This is a genomic window from Hungatella sp. SB206, from assembly GCF_051132295.1.
GTDB lineage: Bacteria > Bacillota > Clostridia > Lachnospirales > Lachnospiraceae > Hungatella > Hungatella effluvii.
Window position 1 is genome coordinate 6546727 of sequence record NZ_CP096603.1, and the last position, 15517, is coordinate 6562243.

The 15517-nt window shown below is 45.9% G+C and carries 12 protein-coding genes; 11 read left to right on the forward strand and 1 reads right to left on the reverse strand.

From position 1 onward, the window contains the following. The first annotated feature begins 413 nt into the window (after nucleotides 1–413). The 11 genes from M1L66_RS29175 to M1L66_RS29225 all read left to right on the forward strand — a co-directional run bounded on the left by M1L66_RS29175 (nucleotide 414) and on the right by M1L66_RS29225 (nucleotide 15054). Nucleotides 414–1424 (forward strand): replication initiation factor domain-containing protein, encoded by a 1011-nt coding sequence (locus M1L66_RS29175; RefSeq protein ID WP_003127056.1) that lies wholly within the window; start codon nucleotides 414–416, stop codon nucleotides 1422–1424. Continuing rightward, nucleotides 1424–1627 (forward strand): excisionase, encoded by a 204-nt coding sequence (locus M1L66_RS29180; protein ID WP_002610247.1) that lies wholly within the window; start codon nucleotides 1424–1426, stop codon nucleotides 1625–1627. Before M1L66_RS29175 ends, M1L66_RS29180 begins: the two co-directional genes overlap by 1 nt. A gap of 78 nt (nucleotides 1628–1705) precedes the next feature. After that, entirely contained in the window at nucleotides 1706–2899 is a 1194-nt protein-coding gene (locus tag M1L66_RS29185; RefSeq protein ID WP_003127058.1) for a tyrosine-type recombinase/integrase, read from the forward strand. A 291-nt stretch (nucleotides 2900–3190) separates the two neighbouring features. Then, complete coding sequence (locus tag M1L66_RS29190; protein ID WP_434689102.1) at nucleotides 3191–4084, forward strand: tetratricopeptide repeat protein; 894 nt, start codon at nucleotides 3191–3193, stop codon at nucleotides 4082–4084. Between the two features lie 6 nt (nucleotides 4085–4090). Beyond that, nucleotides 4091–5284, forward strand: a complete 1194-nt coding sequence (locus tag M1L66_RS29195) for a winged helix-turn-helix domain-containing protein (RefSeq protein ID WP_434689104.1) — start codon at nucleotides 4091–4093, stop codon at nucleotides 5282–5284. A 223-nt stretch (nucleotides 5285–5507) separates the two neighbouring features. Next, a complete protein-coding gene (locus M1L66_RS29200; protein WP_434689105.1) occupies nucleotides 5508–5675 on the forward strand; it encodes an accessory gene regulator B family protein in 168 nt (55 codons plus the stop codon). A 1301-nt stretch (nucleotides 5676–6976) separates the two neighbouring features. Next, complete coding sequence (locus M1L66_RS29205) at nucleotides 6977–8452, forward strand: SWIM zinc finger family protein (RefSeq protein ID WP_434689107.1); 1476 nt, start codon at nucleotides 6977–6979, stop codon at nucleotides 8450–8452. 17 nt (nucleotides 8453–8469) lie between these two features. Next, the gene (locus M1L66_RS29210) at nucleotides 8470–10383 is read left to right on the forward strand and encodes a hypothetical protein (protein ID WP_434689109.1); all 1914 of its coding nucleotides are present in this window, start codon (nucleotides 8470–8472) and stop codon (nucleotides 10381–10383) included. A gap of 27 nt (nucleotides 10384–10410) precedes the next feature. Then, nucleotides 10411–11520, forward strand: coding sequence for an AAA family ATPase (locus tag M1L66_RS29215; RefSeq protein WP_434694344.1), 1110 nt, complete (start codon nucleotides 10411–10413; stop codon nucleotides 11518–11520). After that, nucleotides 11521–13791, forward strand: coding sequence for a DUF5682 family protein (locus M1L66_RS29220; protein WP_434689111.1), 2271 nt, complete (start codon nucleotides 11521–11523; stop codon nucleotides 13789–13791). It abuts the gene before it with no gap. Nucleotides 13792–13872: 81 nt separating this feature from the next. Then, the gene (locus M1L66_RS29225; RefSeq protein WP_434689113.1) at nucleotides 13873–15054 is read left to right on the forward strand and encodes a VWA domain-containing protein; all 1182 of its coding nucleotides are present in this window, start codon (nucleotides 13873–13875) and stop codon (nucleotides 15052–15054) included. A 24-nt stretch (nucleotides 15055–15078) separates the two neighbouring features. Here the strand turns inward: M1L66_RS29225 and M1L66_RS29230 are convergent, their stop codons facing one another. Continuing rightward, on the reverse strand, nucleotides 15079–15369 hold the full coding sequence (locus M1L66_RS29230; RefSeq protein ID WP_434689115.1) for a hypothetical protein: 291 nt from the start codon (nucleotides 15367–15369) through the stop codon (nucleotides 15079–15081). Nucleotides 15370–15517 lie beyond the last annotated feature (148 nt).

The window sequence follows — 15517 nt, forward strand, 5'->3', positions numbered from 1 at the left end:
AGATAGAGTGATTAAGCACGATAAGGTCAATCACACGCTTGAGTAAGTATAGAGAAGATATATTTTCACTTTGATAGCATGAATAAGCATGGACTATCAGACCGAAAATAGTGGTTTCCAAAAGGGGCTGGCTGGACGGGGCACGTCCCCCAGACGTGTTCGGACAGACAGTTCCTTTTGGAAAAGGAACGCCTAAAGGCGTTCGCAGAGGGCGTATATGTAACACCGCCCTGCGCATACATGTCATAGTACCTAGAAACTGTGATAAATAAAGGACAAAACACGATTTTTACCCCGCAAAAAAACGGGAAGTACGAAAGGAGTAATGCACTATAACTACACACAAAAATTTATCCGTTAAGATTGATTACATCAGCATTGTATTTGATACTGCAACCGCTGAAGATGTAATCATGCACATTTTAGGTTTACCGACTGACATTTTCAATGTTTATCCAGCAACGATAAAATTCAAGACTTATCAAGCACGCTGGCAGATTGGAGATATTTATGTATCGGGGGACGCAAGAAAGACAGAGGACAACCCACAGGGGCTAGGCTGTTATCTTGTTATGACTGGCAGAGGTTGTGATGATATTTTCCGTATTCTCGATAGTAGGAATTGTACCTTTGGAGATATGTTCCGACGTTGTGAGCGAAGATACGGACTGGATAACTTCCATTTTACAAGACTTGATATTGCCATTGATGATAAGAACGAAAAGCCATTCTTTACCATAGAGCAGATAAAGAAGAAATGCGAAAAAGAGGAATTTATTTCTAATAGTGAGGGCTACCACTTTGACGAAAGCAAGTTTGATGATTTCGACACCGCAAAGACTGTTTATATCGGTGCTGGTAAATCGGGATTGTCCTACCGCTTTTATGATAAAGATAAGGAAGTCTGTTCAAAACATAATAAGACACTTGATGAAGTTGGCAGTTGGAAACGGACAGAAATGCAACTGCGTGATGATAAGGCTCATGCTTTTGCCATGACATTCAAAGACAGACCGCTGGAACTTGGGGAACTGGCTTTCGGGCTATTGGCAAACAACCTACGCTTTGTCGTGCCAAACAGAAATGAAAGTAATAAGAGCAGATGGAAAACGTGTCGGTTTTGGGAACGCTTTTTAGGGGCTGTGGAAGTCTTGAAAGTGCAAGTACCGAAACTACATAATTCTCTTGAAGAAACACAGCAATGGCTCACAGAGGGTGGCGTGATTTCCGCTGTCAAAAGTTTTTACTTCTTAGAAGAACATGACGCATTAGGTGGACTGGAAAAAGTGGGAACTATGCTTGATAAGGCAAGATACAGTAATTCCCTTTCCAGCAAACTAACCGCCCACTTACAGAGGATAAACCGCACCGACCTTATCCCCTATATCCAGTATGACACAAAACAAGGGAAAGGGGGTATCTAATGAATAACAACGATATTCCTGTATGGGAAAAGTACACCCTTACCATTGAAGAAGCGTCAAAATATTTCCGTATCGGAGAAAACAAGTTAAGACGATTGGCAGAGGAAAACAAGGACGCTGGCTGGCTCATTATGAATGGCAACCGCATACAGATTAAACGCCGACAATTTGAAAAGGTCATTGACAAATTGGACGCAATCTAATGCAAATGAGCCTTGTATGTGTTATGATGAACACAAGTCATATCAAGGCTCTTTCCAACAAGGAAAGGAGCAGACACCATGAAAGAAAAAAGACGGGATAGCAAAGAACGTATCCTGCATACTGGAGAGAGCCAACGAACAGACGGAAAATACTTATATAAATATGTGGACGCATTTGGAAACACAAAATATGTGTATGCTTGGAGATTGACACCCACAGACCCGACACCAAAGGGAAAACGGGAAAAACCCTCACTTCGTGAACTGGAACAGCAGATAAGACGGGATATTGAGGACGGTATCGACAGCACAGGCAAGAAAATGACGCTTTGCCAACTCTACGCTAAACAGAACACACAGAGGGCAAACGTGAAGAAAAGCACACAGAAACAACGGGAACAGCTCATGCGGTTATTGAAAGAGGACAAGTTAGGTGCTAGGAGCATTGATACGATAAAACCCTCTGACGCTAAGGAATGGGCATTACGCATGAAAGACAAAGGCTTTTCCTATAACACCATTAACAACCATAAACGCTCGTTAAAAGCGTCATTCTATATCGCCATACAAGACGATTGTGTAAGGAAAAACCCTTTTGATTTCAAGTTAAGTGAAGTCCTAGAAAATGATACCAAAGAGAAAGTCGCATTGACAGAGGAACAGGAACAAGCCCTACTCTCATTCATCAAGACGGACAATGTGTATCACAAGTATTATGATGATGTGCTGATACTGTTAAAGACAGGACTTCGTATCTCGGAACTGTGCGGACTGACAATCATGGACGTTGATTTTATCCATGAGGTTGTGGTTATCGACCACCAGTTACTAAAGAGCAAGGAACAGGGTTATTATATTGAAACGCCTAAGACAAAGAGCGGAATAAGGCAAGTGCCATTAAGCAGAGAAACAATACAGGCATTTCAACGGGTTATGAAGAAACACCCAAAGGCAGAACCATTTGTGATAGACGGACGGAGCAATTTCCTATTTGTCAATCATAAAGGCAAGCCCAAAGTTGCGATTGATTACAACGCCTTATTTGTCCGTATGATAAAGAAATACAACAAGCACCACAAGGACAATCCCTTGCCACATATCACACCGCATACGCTACGCCATACATTCTGCACAAGGCTGGCAAGCAAGAACATGAACCCGAAAGATTTACAGTATATCATGGGGCATTCAAATATCAGTATCACAATGAACTGGTATGCTCATGCGTCCATAGATACCGCAAAATCAGAGGTTCAGCGTCTAATCGCATAAGAAGTATTTACCACGATTTTAACCACGCTTGATAGCGAAAATATAAGAAGATAGACCTAGATATGTGAGGTTTACCACAAAAGAAAAATGCCCGTAGAGCCTATAAAATAAGGCTTTGCGGACATTTAAGAAGATATAAAAAGATAGTCAAAAAGACATATATAATTTTATACAATTAATCACATTATTTGGTGTCGTAAAGATTTTAATAATCCAGTTGTTCGCGATAAAATTTCGTATGCTTTTTTTTCACAGAGGGGAGGTATTAATAATAGTGATTACGTTTATTCATTGCCAGATAATAATTTAATTTTTTCATCATATGGCTTAAGATGGGAATTACCAGGGGAGAATTTTAATTTTAATTCTATTGTTGATCCTAATAAGTATATTTTAACAGTAGATTTGGATTACTTTGATAATAATCTGCCAATTGGTCCGCAAATTGATTACATTCTAAATACTGCTGAGAAAAGGGGAATCTCAGATATATATATTTCTTTATCTTATCAGGGTGGCTATATTAGTAAAAAAGCCAGAAATGATTTTTGGACATATATATCTAAGTACCAAAACAGCATACAATACATACAACAGTCAAAATTAAAATATCCATCATCATTAAATAATTTTTTCGATATTCAATACAAAATAAATAATATTCCTAATAACTCCGTCAAATGTATCGACGAGCTAATTCTTTTGGAAAAAAAAGGTTTTGCCTTTCCCAGTCTATATTTTATTTTAGCTAAATTATTACGCCAAAACAATGATTTTAAACGTGCATTATACAATTACGATAAATCCTATATGTTAGTAAAAGATCATCTTATAATAACAAATGATTATGCTACTTTACTTATAGAGTTAGGTCAATTCGATTGCGCTAAATCATTACTTGAAGAACAATTGAATATACATCCTGGTAATGTGAATGTAAATTGCAACTTAGGATTAATATATTTTTATACAAATAACTATGATAAGGCTATGCATTATTTGCTAAAAGCAGTTAAAATGAATGTAATATCTTATCAGGCTCTTCTGGGTTTATCTTGTATATATTCCAGTATCAAAGATCCTGAAGCTCTAAAAGCAGTTAATAACGGACTAAACCTAACATGGGATAAAGATAGAAAAGCAAATATTCTCAAAACATTAAGACTTAATTTGAAAGGAACGTAAGTTACCATGATAAAGCTTACAAACAGGCAGGCCAGAGATTTTTTATTATCTAGGCAGGGACTTAGTGGAGACTATATATTTACCGGAAAGCAGGGAATACTTGATTTTATTCATCAAGCCGGCTGTATTCAATATGATCCAATTGATATCTGTGGAAAAAATGCGGACTTAGTTTGTCAATCGAGAATAAAAAATTTTAACAAAGATATACTTTATGAACTGTTATATTCAGATCGGGCTCTAATCGATTATCCTGACAAAAACTTATCTATTATACTTACTGAAGATTGGCCCTATTTTTCACGTTATCGGATAGCTGCTCAATTTAATGCTGCACGTTATCCAGGAATGGAAGTATTAATGAAAAAAACTATTTCTTTTATAGAAAAAAATGGTGCAATTTGTTCAAGTGATTTGAAATTTGAAGGGAATATCTATTGGGAATCATCTATTCACTGGAGTAATAGTAATAACTTATCCAGAGCAGTATTAGAGCAATTATATTCAATGGGCACTTTAATTATTCATCATAAAGATGGGAATCGAAAATATTATGATTTAGCATCAAATTATATTAATCATGAGCTTTGGAATATAAAAGATCCTTTTGACGATGAATTTAAACATCAGAAATGGCGTATGATAAGAAGAATTCGTTCTATTGGTCTTTTATGGAATCGTTCTTCAGACGCATGGCTTAATATTTGGGGGCTTAATTCGCGCATAAGAAACAACATTTTTATACAATTGTTGGAAGAAAATGTCATTGCCGAAGTTTTGGTAGATGGCATAAAAGATATATTATATTGCTGTGTTGATGAATTAAATCTGCTTAATAGTATATTGCATGGTAAAGAGTTAAATGAGCATTGTGAATTCATAGCCCCTCTTGATAATCTTCTTTGGGATAGAAAACTTATACAAGCAATATTTAATTTTGATTATAAATGGGAAGTATATACCCCTGTAGCTAACAGAAAATTTGGTTACTACGTATTACCAATTATTTATGGTAATAATTTTATAGGCCGCATTGAACTTATTGTTGATAAAAAAAGAAAAATACTCAACTTTAAACATATTTGGTATGAAGCAGGTGTTTCTCACCCCTCCTCCATTTTTAAAGAGTATTTTAATGAAGCTCTAATAAAATTTGCCTTTTTTAATAAATGTAAAAGTATTAAAAGTTCCCCAATATGATGTGTTACATTGAGAACAAGTATGAAAATATTATTTATCACCATAATATTTTGCTCCCCTGAAGCAATGTTATGCACTGCCCTATTTCTCCACACTTTTATGAATAGTATATTGTTTTGGAAAAGATATAAGAGAGTTCAGAATAAAGATGACCATAATGCCTAATTTATTCATGATATGTTGCGTAATATCGCTCTGAAAATTATAATATTCATCCACTTATATGTTCCGCTTACAAGCCGGAGGCCGACATGTTAAAAGTAATATCGGTTGTACTCTGTGCATGACCGGAATATGGGGCATTTCTCTGACCACCAATCATTATATTACTTTTTCTCTTCCAATACTTGGATTCATTTTTGCTATTTGTACTGTAGAAATAATATTATAGAGAAGATTATTATTTAGGCTCGTCTGCTTATATGTACTCCACTGTTTATTTTTCAACTCGCAATGTCCCTGAATTTGATTTCCCAGCTATAAGAATTACTTCTGTGAATGCCGGATTAACGGTTTCTAACGGCACTATATCAGAAGGATGGACTATGACAATCATACAGTCTGGTAATGCTGCCGATGGATCTGGATTTATGGGTAATCAACAACAAAGTTACAATCTTTTCGGTGGTTCTAATCCCCGGACGATAACTCCGCCATCTTATTGGAAGGAAATTATTATGGAACCCACGGGAGTCTCAACCGCAGGTGCTAACATTTTTTGTCAGGTGTGAAGACCTGGCGGCAGTTCTCAATCATACCTTCTTGAGAACCATGCTTTATAAATTGCTATTGCAGGAACTGCATTACACCATAGGGGGCATCAATGAAAAAGAATACATCTTACACATTTCTCTATTTTCTTATTTCACTAGCGTGTTTGATCATTTTGATTTGTGGTACAGAGTTAGTAAAACATTTTACTCGGCTTTATCAGCAATACCTGCAGCCTTATGCATATCAAATTATGACTATAAAGTTGCTCTTTCCCTGTAGTTTAGGACTTTTACTATTCTTCCGTCAACACTTCCGGGAGAAAGTTACCCTAATTTTCAGAGTAATTGTAGATGGTATAACAACCTTTGTGGTGGTCATATATTTATTTGTAATATCAAAAAAAATTCATACCAATATCTTTGCTCAACCCGAAGCACTGATATGTTCTACCCTTTTTCTCAGCAAATTTGTGAATAGTATATTGGTTTGGAAAAGATAAAAGAAAGTTCAGAATAAAAATGACCATAATAAAACCTGATTTAGTCAAAACATATTGCGCAATATCATTTTGGAAATTATGATATACTCAGGCAGTAAATCTTAGCAATACTGTGAGCTGCTATCAGGATTTAAAAGTTTCTATTTTCCGGGTCGATGAAGTTAGGACTATTGTAAAAATAATCGCCAACTATTCTGAAACTAACCAAGAATTTATAATGCCTGGATATAACTACGGTATTACAGTCCCCCATGGAATCACCAAAAACAACGCTGTAACCTCTCTCCAGAAAGGATTACAGCGTTGTTTATTTTTTTCGAATTCAGACTTTCTATATCTCATCTGGTCTATTTCAACTCTTATTGACAATGAAGTCAATATTAATTAGAATATTTCTATAAGCCATTGCCATCTTTGTCGTTTTCATTCACTGCGATAAATTTTCAATAAAAGAATCTACCAATCAGGAGGACCGCATCATGAAGCATCTGACCGAACAACAGATCGCAGCCATGGCGCCGAACGCGAGTGCTGTGGCCAATGCAAAGAAGATTGTAAAGAGCGGCGGATTTACACACCTGGCCCGTTCCGCCGACGACACCTTTTACATGGGAGACTGCAAGGGAAGCGGAAGTTCCGTTTACAGCGTATCCGTCGATTTCATAGATGAAGCAGCGCCTGTCTGCCGCTGCAGCTGTCCCAGCCGTCAGTTTCCCTGTAAACATGGCCTGGCTCTGATGTTTAAGCTTTTGGAAGATGAGCCGTGGGAAACTTGTGAGATTCCGCAGACCATCCTCGACAAACGCGCCAGGAAAGAGGCCCGCGAGGAGAAAAAAGAAGAGAAAGGCCGCACGGACGGTGAGGCAAAGAAGTCCACGAAAGCTTCAAAACCAGCGAGTCTTGCAGCCCGCACAAAGAAACTGAAAAAACAGCTGGACGGCCTCGCCATGGCGGAATCCATGGTAAACGAACTTCTGGATGCCGGACTTGCCACATTAAAAGGCAGTTCCTTAAAGACGTATCAGGATCTGGCAAAGCAGCTGGGTGACTACTATCTGCCCGGCCCGGAGCGCCTGATCCGCACGCTCATTCTGCAAATGCAGGATTTGGAAAAGGCAGGTGTGGAAAACGGCATTCGGGAAAGAGGTATCGCTGAATCCGCCGGAACGCTGGTACGGCTGCGCGCATTGATCCGGAAATCCAGAGCATGGCTGACCGAGAAGCTGGAACAGGGAAATGTGGAAGACGAGAACAGCGTCCTTTACGAGGAACTTGGCGGAATCTGGACCCTTGACCGTTTAAATGAACTGGGCTTAAAGAAGGAGAACGCTCGTCTCCTGCAGCTTTCCTTCCAGGAATCCTGCGACATGGCCCGAAAAGAACTGGTAGACCAGGGCTGGTGGATCGACTTAGACAGCGGAGAGCTATCCGTTACCTGTCATTACCGCCCGCTGAAGGCATTAAAATATGTAAAGGAAGAAGACTCGGTATCCGATATGGTGCGGGTTCCCTGCCTCTCCTACTATCCGGGTACGGGAAACCGCCGGATTCGCTGGGACCGTCAGGAATTCGGACCGGTCACCAGTGCCGTTATGAGTGAAGTCCGGGCCCATGCCTGTGCATCCGTCAAAGAAGCGGTTAAGGCTGCCAAAAATGAACTGAAAAATACACTCTCCTCCGGACGGTACGGCTGTCTGCTTTCTTATGCTCTGATTGGTCATAGTGCCGACGAGACCACCTTGGGACTAATGGACCACGACAATACTGTCATCCGGCTGGCGGACCGTCCCGGCGACCAGCCGGGAGTGTTCAGACTTAACCAGCTTCCCGATCCCGGGTTTTTAGAAAATCAGGTACTTTTCGGTGTCTTATGGCACAGCACAGAACTTCATGCCATTTGTCTGCACCCGTATGCGGTCATTACAGATCAGACTGTCGTACGTCTGCTTTATTAATATGGGGAGGAACAATTATGGAACTTCAGGCATTATATGATCTTCAGGAACGGCTGGAAGCCGCGGCGGCGGCAGGCGTCCGGCTTGCCGGAGAAGACTTTCGATTGAAAAGAGCCGTAGACAGCATCGCCCCTCTGGCCGACGCATCACCGGTAATTAAAAAGCTTTATCTGATGGCCGCCCAGACCATCTCCCCGGACTGCAAAGACCGGGCGGGGACCCTGCTCGATACGCTGGCGCTGTCCGAAGCCATTCTCTGCACGCAGGCCGGGTGCGGCGTTCCCGGCACGCTCGTTCCTTTGGAGCTGGCCGTGCGGCCATTCTCCCCCTGCCAGCCCTTCCGTGCAGTAAAACCTCTCTTGGAGGCCCTCACAGGCACAGGAGGCGGGAGATATGCCGTCATTTCAGAAGCGCTTCAAAACACACCGGAGCTTTTTGACGATTACCGTGTACAGGCCGCCATGGTTCTTGCCCTGTCTGACCGCTACAATGAGATTGCGGCTCTGGCGGAGGACTGGCTCTCCCATCAGGGTGAAAGCTTCCTCCCTCTCCTGAAACAGGGCTTTGCAGAGTGCAGTGACGGAGGCCGGGTACGCCGTCTTCGTGTCATCGAGGCGATCTCCGGAGAGAAGGAAAATGATTTCTACATAAGCCTGCTGGATTGGGCAAAAAAGGACTTGAGGGAGGAGGCTGTATCCGCACTCCTTTTCGACAAGAGGAATTCCGGCCTGCTTCTCGACCTTTTGAAGACAGAAAAAGGCAGCAGCCTCGAGGTGGCCCGACAGGTTCTGGTTCATATGGATACCGCAGAGTCAGAACAGTATTTAGAAACACTTCTGGACAGCACTCCCTGGGAGGCCATGAAATATTTAAATTTTTCACGCTCCGACCACCTTTCGGGCCGCCTTGGAGCGTTAGCCCATACCTTCTTTGATGAGCTTGACCTCAGTTCCGAAAATAAGACGAAGGAGCAGAAAGAAAAAAAGGAACAGAAAGAGCATCTGGAGCTTCTCCTCGAGGCCCTGACCGGCAAAGCGGACTCTTCTGTCCTGTCCCTGTATGAACGTGCAGCCGCAGCCGATTGGAATAAGAAGAGCTATTATGGAAGATTCCCGGAGCTTTTATCGAAATCCATCGCCCGCGGCCTCGATGAGCGGCTCATAACCTGTGCCCGCGCGCTGGCCGAAACACACGGAAAAGCCTGGTATCCCGCTTCGCTGACAGCAGATCTGCTGACCATGCCAGCAAAAACAGTTTACGACCAGTATCGGGAACGTTTCCCTAAGACCAGTATTCTTGGCATCGGGAAAGAGGAGAAAAGCCGTGCCACCACTGCTCTGATGGCAGTGTTCGGTCAGATCAATTACGTGGAACGCTCCGGGCGCCACGAGTATTTCATTCCCCTGAGAGAAGGCGGCGGACGGCAGCGACTTATAAAGCTTCAGCGGCCGCTGAAAGAAAACTTAGATCCCCGATGGTTTGAATTCTTTACCGGCAGTATGGTTCCAGTCCGGGAAGGCATAAGCTGCGTTGCCGAAAATGGAACGCCGCAAAAGCTGGACAGCGATCATCTGCTTGCCAAGATGGCCGCTCCCGAGGTTCGGCCTCTTCTGGGAAGTCATCTCTATAAAAAGGCTCTTATCGTGTCCGATAACAGCGTCCTCTACAGACCGCTTATCCAGTGCGGCTGGACTGATTTTAAAGGACTGGTGGCCCGTTACGTGGAAAAAAATGAGGATTCCGGCATCAGCTTCTGGCGTGTCAGACAGCTGATCGACCAACTACCCATGACAGAAGAAGAAAAGCGGCAGGAATTTCGGGAAATCGACAATTTTATCTGCACGTATCCCGTGAAGAGCGCGGTCCGTAAAAACTGGGATTCCAGCAGCATGATGAGAAAAATGATTGATGAGGCAGCTGGGCTTGTATAGCAGTACCAAACTGCCGGGAGGTAAATGATGGTAACAGAAAAGAACAGACAAGACAACGACAATGTACAGCGTATGCCCGCCGAGGAAATGTATCAGAGAGAGATCGACGCCCTGATCGCATCGGAAAAAGATCCGGTGCCGTCCGGATGGCGTATGAGCCCCCGCTCCGTGCTCACCTACATCACAGGTGGCCGGGCCGGCGGAATAGAAATCACACCGAAATATATTGGAAATAGACGCCTGGTGGAAATCGCCATCGCCACGCTTGTCACCGACCGCGCCCTGCTTATAATCGGCGAACCGGGAACGGCCAAATCATGGCTGTCGGAACATTTAACGGCCGCCATTAACGGAGATTCTACGAAGGTAGTACAGGGAACTGCAGGCACCACGGAGGAACACATACGGTATTCCTGGAACTACGCCATGCTGATCGCCCAGGGGCCCTCCGACGAGGCGCTGATCAAAAGTCCGGTCTACCGCGCCATGGAAACCGGAAGTATCGCCAGAATTGAGGAGATTTCCCGCTGCGCCTCCGAGGTTTCTGATGCGCTGATCTCCATTTTGTCCGAAAAACGGATTTCGGTACCGGAGCTGGCCTACGAGCTGCCGGCAAAAAAAGGCTTCTCCATTATCGCAACGGCCAACACCCGCGATAAAGGTGTCAACGAGATGTCTGCCGCCCTGAAACGGCGTTTCAACATCGTGGTCCTTCCGACGCCCTCAGACTTAACCTCTGAAATGGAAATCGTAAAAACCAGGGTGGATCAGATGGCGGCCAATCTGGAATTAAACGCCAGACTCCCGGAAGCAGACGTGGTGGAAAAGGTCTGCACCATTTTCCGTGAACTGCGGAGCGGGATGACGCTGGATGGAAAACAGAAACTAAAGCCGGCCTCCGGAGTACTCTCCACGGCTGAGGCCATCTCCCTTCTTGCCGGCAGCATGGCTCTGGCGGGAAGCTTCGGAAACGGAACGATTACCGACTACGATCTGGCGGCCGCTCTGCAGGGCGCCATCGTAAAGGACGAGGACAAGGACAGCATGGTCTTTAAGGAGTATCTGGAAAACATCATGAAAAAACGCGGCAGCCAGTGGCTTGGCCTTTACAAAGAGTGTAAGGAGTTGAACAAATAGATGGAGCATCCGGTTTGTTTTGGAATCCGTCATCTTTCGCCCGCCGGCGCATACCATTTGAGACGGCTCCTGGACGAAAGGGAACCGGAACTGATATTAGTGGAGGGCCCCTCCGATTTTACCGCTCTCCTTGGCGACATTGCAGGGGCCAAGACAAAACCGCCGATCGCGGTCATGGCCTACACAAAAGAGTCGCCTATCCGCACGATCCTGTACCCGTTTGCAGAATATTCACCGGAGTATCAGGCGGTGCTCTGGGCGAAGGACCATGGCGTCCCCTGCCGTTTCATCGATCTGCCTTCAGGCGTATTTCTGGGCATTCAGAGACCGGTGACGGAGACCACTCTTTCCGATGATTCAGAGAATCAGGGCTATGGCGACGTATACCGGCTGCTGGATTCCCAGTGCGGAGAAGGCGGTCATGAGGCATTCTGGGAATATACCATGGAGCACAGCCAGACTCCGGAGGAATATATGGCCGGGGCGGCGGTATTCGGTGAAGAGCTGCGCAGCCTGACCGCGGGAAATGACAGCGACTGGCCCGAAATCCTCGTCCGCGAGGCTTACATGCGCCGCCAGATTGCCCGGGCTGCCGCAGAAGGCTTCGCGCCGGAACGCACGGTGGTGGTCACCGGAGCGTACCATACGGCAGGCCTTTTAAGCGACGCCCCTGCCATGACCGACAAAGAGCGGGGAGAGCTTCCGGCCGTGGAGTGCAGCGTGACGCTGATGCCCTACTCCTATTACCGCCTCTCCTCCCGATCCGGATACGGCGCCGGTAACAAGGCCCCCTTCTATTACGGAATGGTCTGGCGCTCTTTCCTGGAACAGGACCGGGAGCTGGCGCTCTATACGTACCTGACCTCCATTTCCACCTACCAGAGAGAGCATGGCTTCATGGTCTCGTCCGCTGAAGTCATCGAAGCGGTCGAACTTTCCAAATCTCTGGCCGCTTTAGGCGGACACAGTCTGCCTGCCCTCTGTGATCTGCGCGACGCTGCCGTAACCTGCATGGGGCATGGACATTTTTCTGAAATCGCCCTCGCCGCCGCAGCCACGGAGATCGGGACTGTGACAGGCTCCCTTCCCCAGGGGGTGAGCCGCACCAGCCTTCAGGATGATTTTTACCGGAATCTGCGGGATTTAAAGCTGGAGAAATACCGGTCCGAGGTGGCGGAAAGCATATCCCTGGACCTTCGCGAAAATCTAAATGTAAAATCCGAAGCGGCCGCATTCCGCGACTTGAACCGTTCTTTTTTTCTGCACCGTTTAAGGGTGTTAAATGTCGGCTTCGGTACGCTGCAGCCGCTCAGGCAGGAGGACGCCACATGGGCAGAGGCCTGGACACTAAAATGGACGCCGGAGGTCGAGATCGAGCTGGTTGAAGCCACGCTGAAGGGGGACACGGTCACAGGGGCCGCCTCCTTTTCCATGAGAGAGCGGGCCAGGGAAGCCACGGAAATCAGCGCCGCCGCAAAGCTTCTGGAGGAATCTTACCTCTGCGGCATGCCGGAGATGGTCGCTTATATCACGGATATTCTGCAGCACCTGGCCGCGGACTCTTCTGCTCTGACCGATCTTGCGGCTTCGGCGGAAAGCATCTCCGTGGTCATGCGTTTTGGAGATATCCGGCGGCTCGATTCATCCCCGCTGGTTCCCGTTCTGGAACAGATTTTCCTGCGCGCCTGCCTGCTGCTGGTCTCTGCCTGTTTCTGCGACGATCCCGCCGCGGAACAGATTGTAAGAAGTGTGGATCGGTTAAATTCTGTCTGCCTTCACCACGATTTTCTGGATGAGGAGCGTTTCGTCCGCCTCATGGAGGAGATCGCCTCGCGGGATGATTTAAACACCAGAATCTCCGGTTTCTGCACGGCTGTTCTTCTGGAACGCAGCCGCATGCAGGATGAGGAGCTGGGTCGGGAAGTCCAGAGACGGCTTTCAAAGGGAATTCCGGCCGAACTGGGGGCCGGATGGTTTGCAGGGCTGTCGAAAAAGAATCGATACGCCCTTATCGCCCGGCTCAGCCTGTGGAAGGAACTAAGCAGCTACTTAGATACTCTGGATGAGGAAGAGTTTAAACGGGCGCTACTTTTTCTCCGGCGGGCATTTTCTGATTTTACTCCAGGCGAAAAAGCCGATGTGGCAGAGAATCTGGGAGAAATCTGGCAGGTGAACAAGGATCAGGTCTCCGAAACCGTGACCCGCGCCTTAAAGACGGAAGAACTGGAAATGATAGATTCGCTGGATGATTTTGACTTTGACGGAATATGACCGGCTTTTTCGGCCAGGAAGATGAGCCGTCTGAACAGGAGTTTCCGAGAGTGCTCAAAAGTTACATGGGAGGTGACATATATGGAACTGGAAGATAGAATCAAAAGGTGGCGGTTAATTCTGGGTGAAGAGAGTGAGGCCGGATTTTCTGCTATGGGCGACACCTCCTTAAGCGGGGAACAGGATTTGATGGATCAGGCGCTTGCCGCCATCTATGACAATACCTCCTCCGGCGGAGGCTTCGGCGCCCGCGGCGCAGGCAAAGGCCCTTCGGCCCCCGTTGTCTCCAAATGGCTGGGCGATGTGAGATTGCTTTTCGACAAGGAACTGGTATCGATCATCCAGGCAGATGCCATGGAACGCTGCGGCTTAAAACAGCTGATGTTCGAGCCGGAGCTCCTGGAAAAGCTGGAACCGGACTTAAATCTGGCTTCCATGATGCTGACCCTGAAGGATCAGATACCAAAACGCTCCAAGGAGCAGGTCCGTTCCTTTATTGAACGGATCGTGGAAGAGATTAACCGCCTGCTGGCAGACGATATCCGCAGAGCCGTTACCGCCGCGGTTGACCGGAGGCGCCACAGCCCGATCCCATCAGCCGCTGCCCTCGACTATAAGGAAACAATCCGCCGGAATTTGAAGAACTATAATCCCGATTTGAAGAAGCTGGTCCCGGAACGCTTTTACTTTTATGACAGGACATCCAAAAATATGTCCAACCGCTACACAGTGATCCTGGATGTGGACCAGAGCGGCTCCATGGGAGAATCGGTGATCTACTCCTCCGTGATCAGCTGCATTCTGGCCAGTCTCCGGTCCTTAAAAACGCATATCATAGCCTTCGACACGAATGTGGTGGACTTAACAGAAAAATGCGATGATCCGGTGGATCTTCTGTTTGGCTTCCAGCTAGGCGGAGGCACCGACATCGAGAAATCGGTGGCCTACTGCCAACAGTTGATTGATACCCCAAAGAAAACCCTGTTCTTCCTTATCAGCGATTTGATGGAAGGCGGAAGCCGCGCCGGCCTTCTGCGCCGTTTGGGCGAAATGAAGGATTCCGGGGTGTCAGTCATCTGCCTTCTCGCCATTGCTGACGGCGGCCGTCCCTACTACGACGAACAGATCGCCGGACGGATCGCCTCCATGGGTATCCCCTGCTTTGCGTGCAATCCGCAGAAGGTTCCCCAGCTTTTGGAACGGGCTCTGAAGGGACAGGATCTCAACGTATTTCAGAAAGACCTGGAGCGGGCCGGCAAATAGCCGGCCCTGCATTAGGAACACACTCTAAAGCTCTTTTATGATCTTCACATCTGACTTTATTGTATGAAGGACCGCTTCCATGTTAATGAAACGATCCATTTTTTTTGATATGTCCGAAAAATTCGATACCATGGCCGCAATGCTGTCCGCAATATTGTCATCCTGAATAATCTCTATCCGTCTGAGCTGCTTTCCTATGTATTCCAAATCCCCCATCATCTGGTCCTGCCTCTTTGCCAATCCTCTCATCTCATCATAAAGATAATTTAACTTTTCATCTGTCTCCAGATTGGTAAAACATACTTTCTCAGTCATTTTGAGGAGCTCCTTTCGCACAAAACGTTTGATAAAAACGCCGTTATTGGATATTTTTCCTATAATGGCACTTATGTTTATCAACGTGCGGAAAATTAACAGGAATTTTCGGAAAATTCCAAAAAAATACAGATCTGGCGGAATCAGA

Excerpts from the sequence above, each read along its gene's own strand:
- M1L66_RS29175 (WP_003127056.1), top strand. The coding sequence starts at position 414 with ATGCACATTTTAGGTTTACCGACTGACATTTTCAATGTTTATCCAGCA.
- M1L66_RS29180 (WP_002610247.1), top strand. The coding sequence starts at position 1,424 with ATGAATAACAACGATATTCCTGTATGGGAAAAGTACACCCTTACCATT.
- M1L66_RS29185 (WP_003127058.1), top strand. The coding sequence starts at position 1,706 with ATGAAAGAAAAAAGACGGGATAGCAAAGAACGTATCCTGCATACTGGA.
- M1L66_RS29195 (WP_434689104.1), top strand. The coding sequence starts at position 4,091 with ATGATAAAGCTTACAAACAGGCAGGCCAGAGATTTTTTATTATCTAGG.
- M1L66_RS29200 (WP_434689105.1), top strand. The coding sequence starts at position 5,508 with ATGTTCCGCTTACAAGCCGGAGGCCGACATGTTAAAAGTAATATCGGT.
- M1L66_RS29205 (WP_434689107.1), top strand. The coding sequence starts at position 6,977 with ATGAAGCATCTGACCGAACAACAGATCGCAGCCATGGCGCCGAACGCG.
- M1L66_RS29210 (WP_434689109.1), top strand. The coding sequence starts at position 8,470 with ATGGAACTTCAGGCATTATATGATCTTCAGGAACGGCTGGAAGCCGCG.
- M1L66_RS29215 (WP_434694344.1), top strand. The coding sequence starts at position 10,411 with ATGGTAACAGAAAAGAACAGACAAGACAACGACAATGTACAGCGTATG.
- M1L66_RS29220 (WP_434689111.1), top strand. The coding sequence starts at position 11,521 with ATGGAGCATCCGGTTTGTTTTGGAATCCGTCATCTTTCGCCCGCCGGC.
- M1L66_RS29225 (WP_434689113.1), top strand. The coding sequence starts at position 13,873 with ATGGAACTGGAAGATAGAATCAAAAGGTGGCGGTTAATTCTGGGTGAA.
- M1L66_RS29230 (WP_434689115.1), bottom strand. The coding sequence starts at position 15,369 with ATGACTGAGAAAGTATGTTTTACCAATCTGGAGACAGATGAAAAGTTA.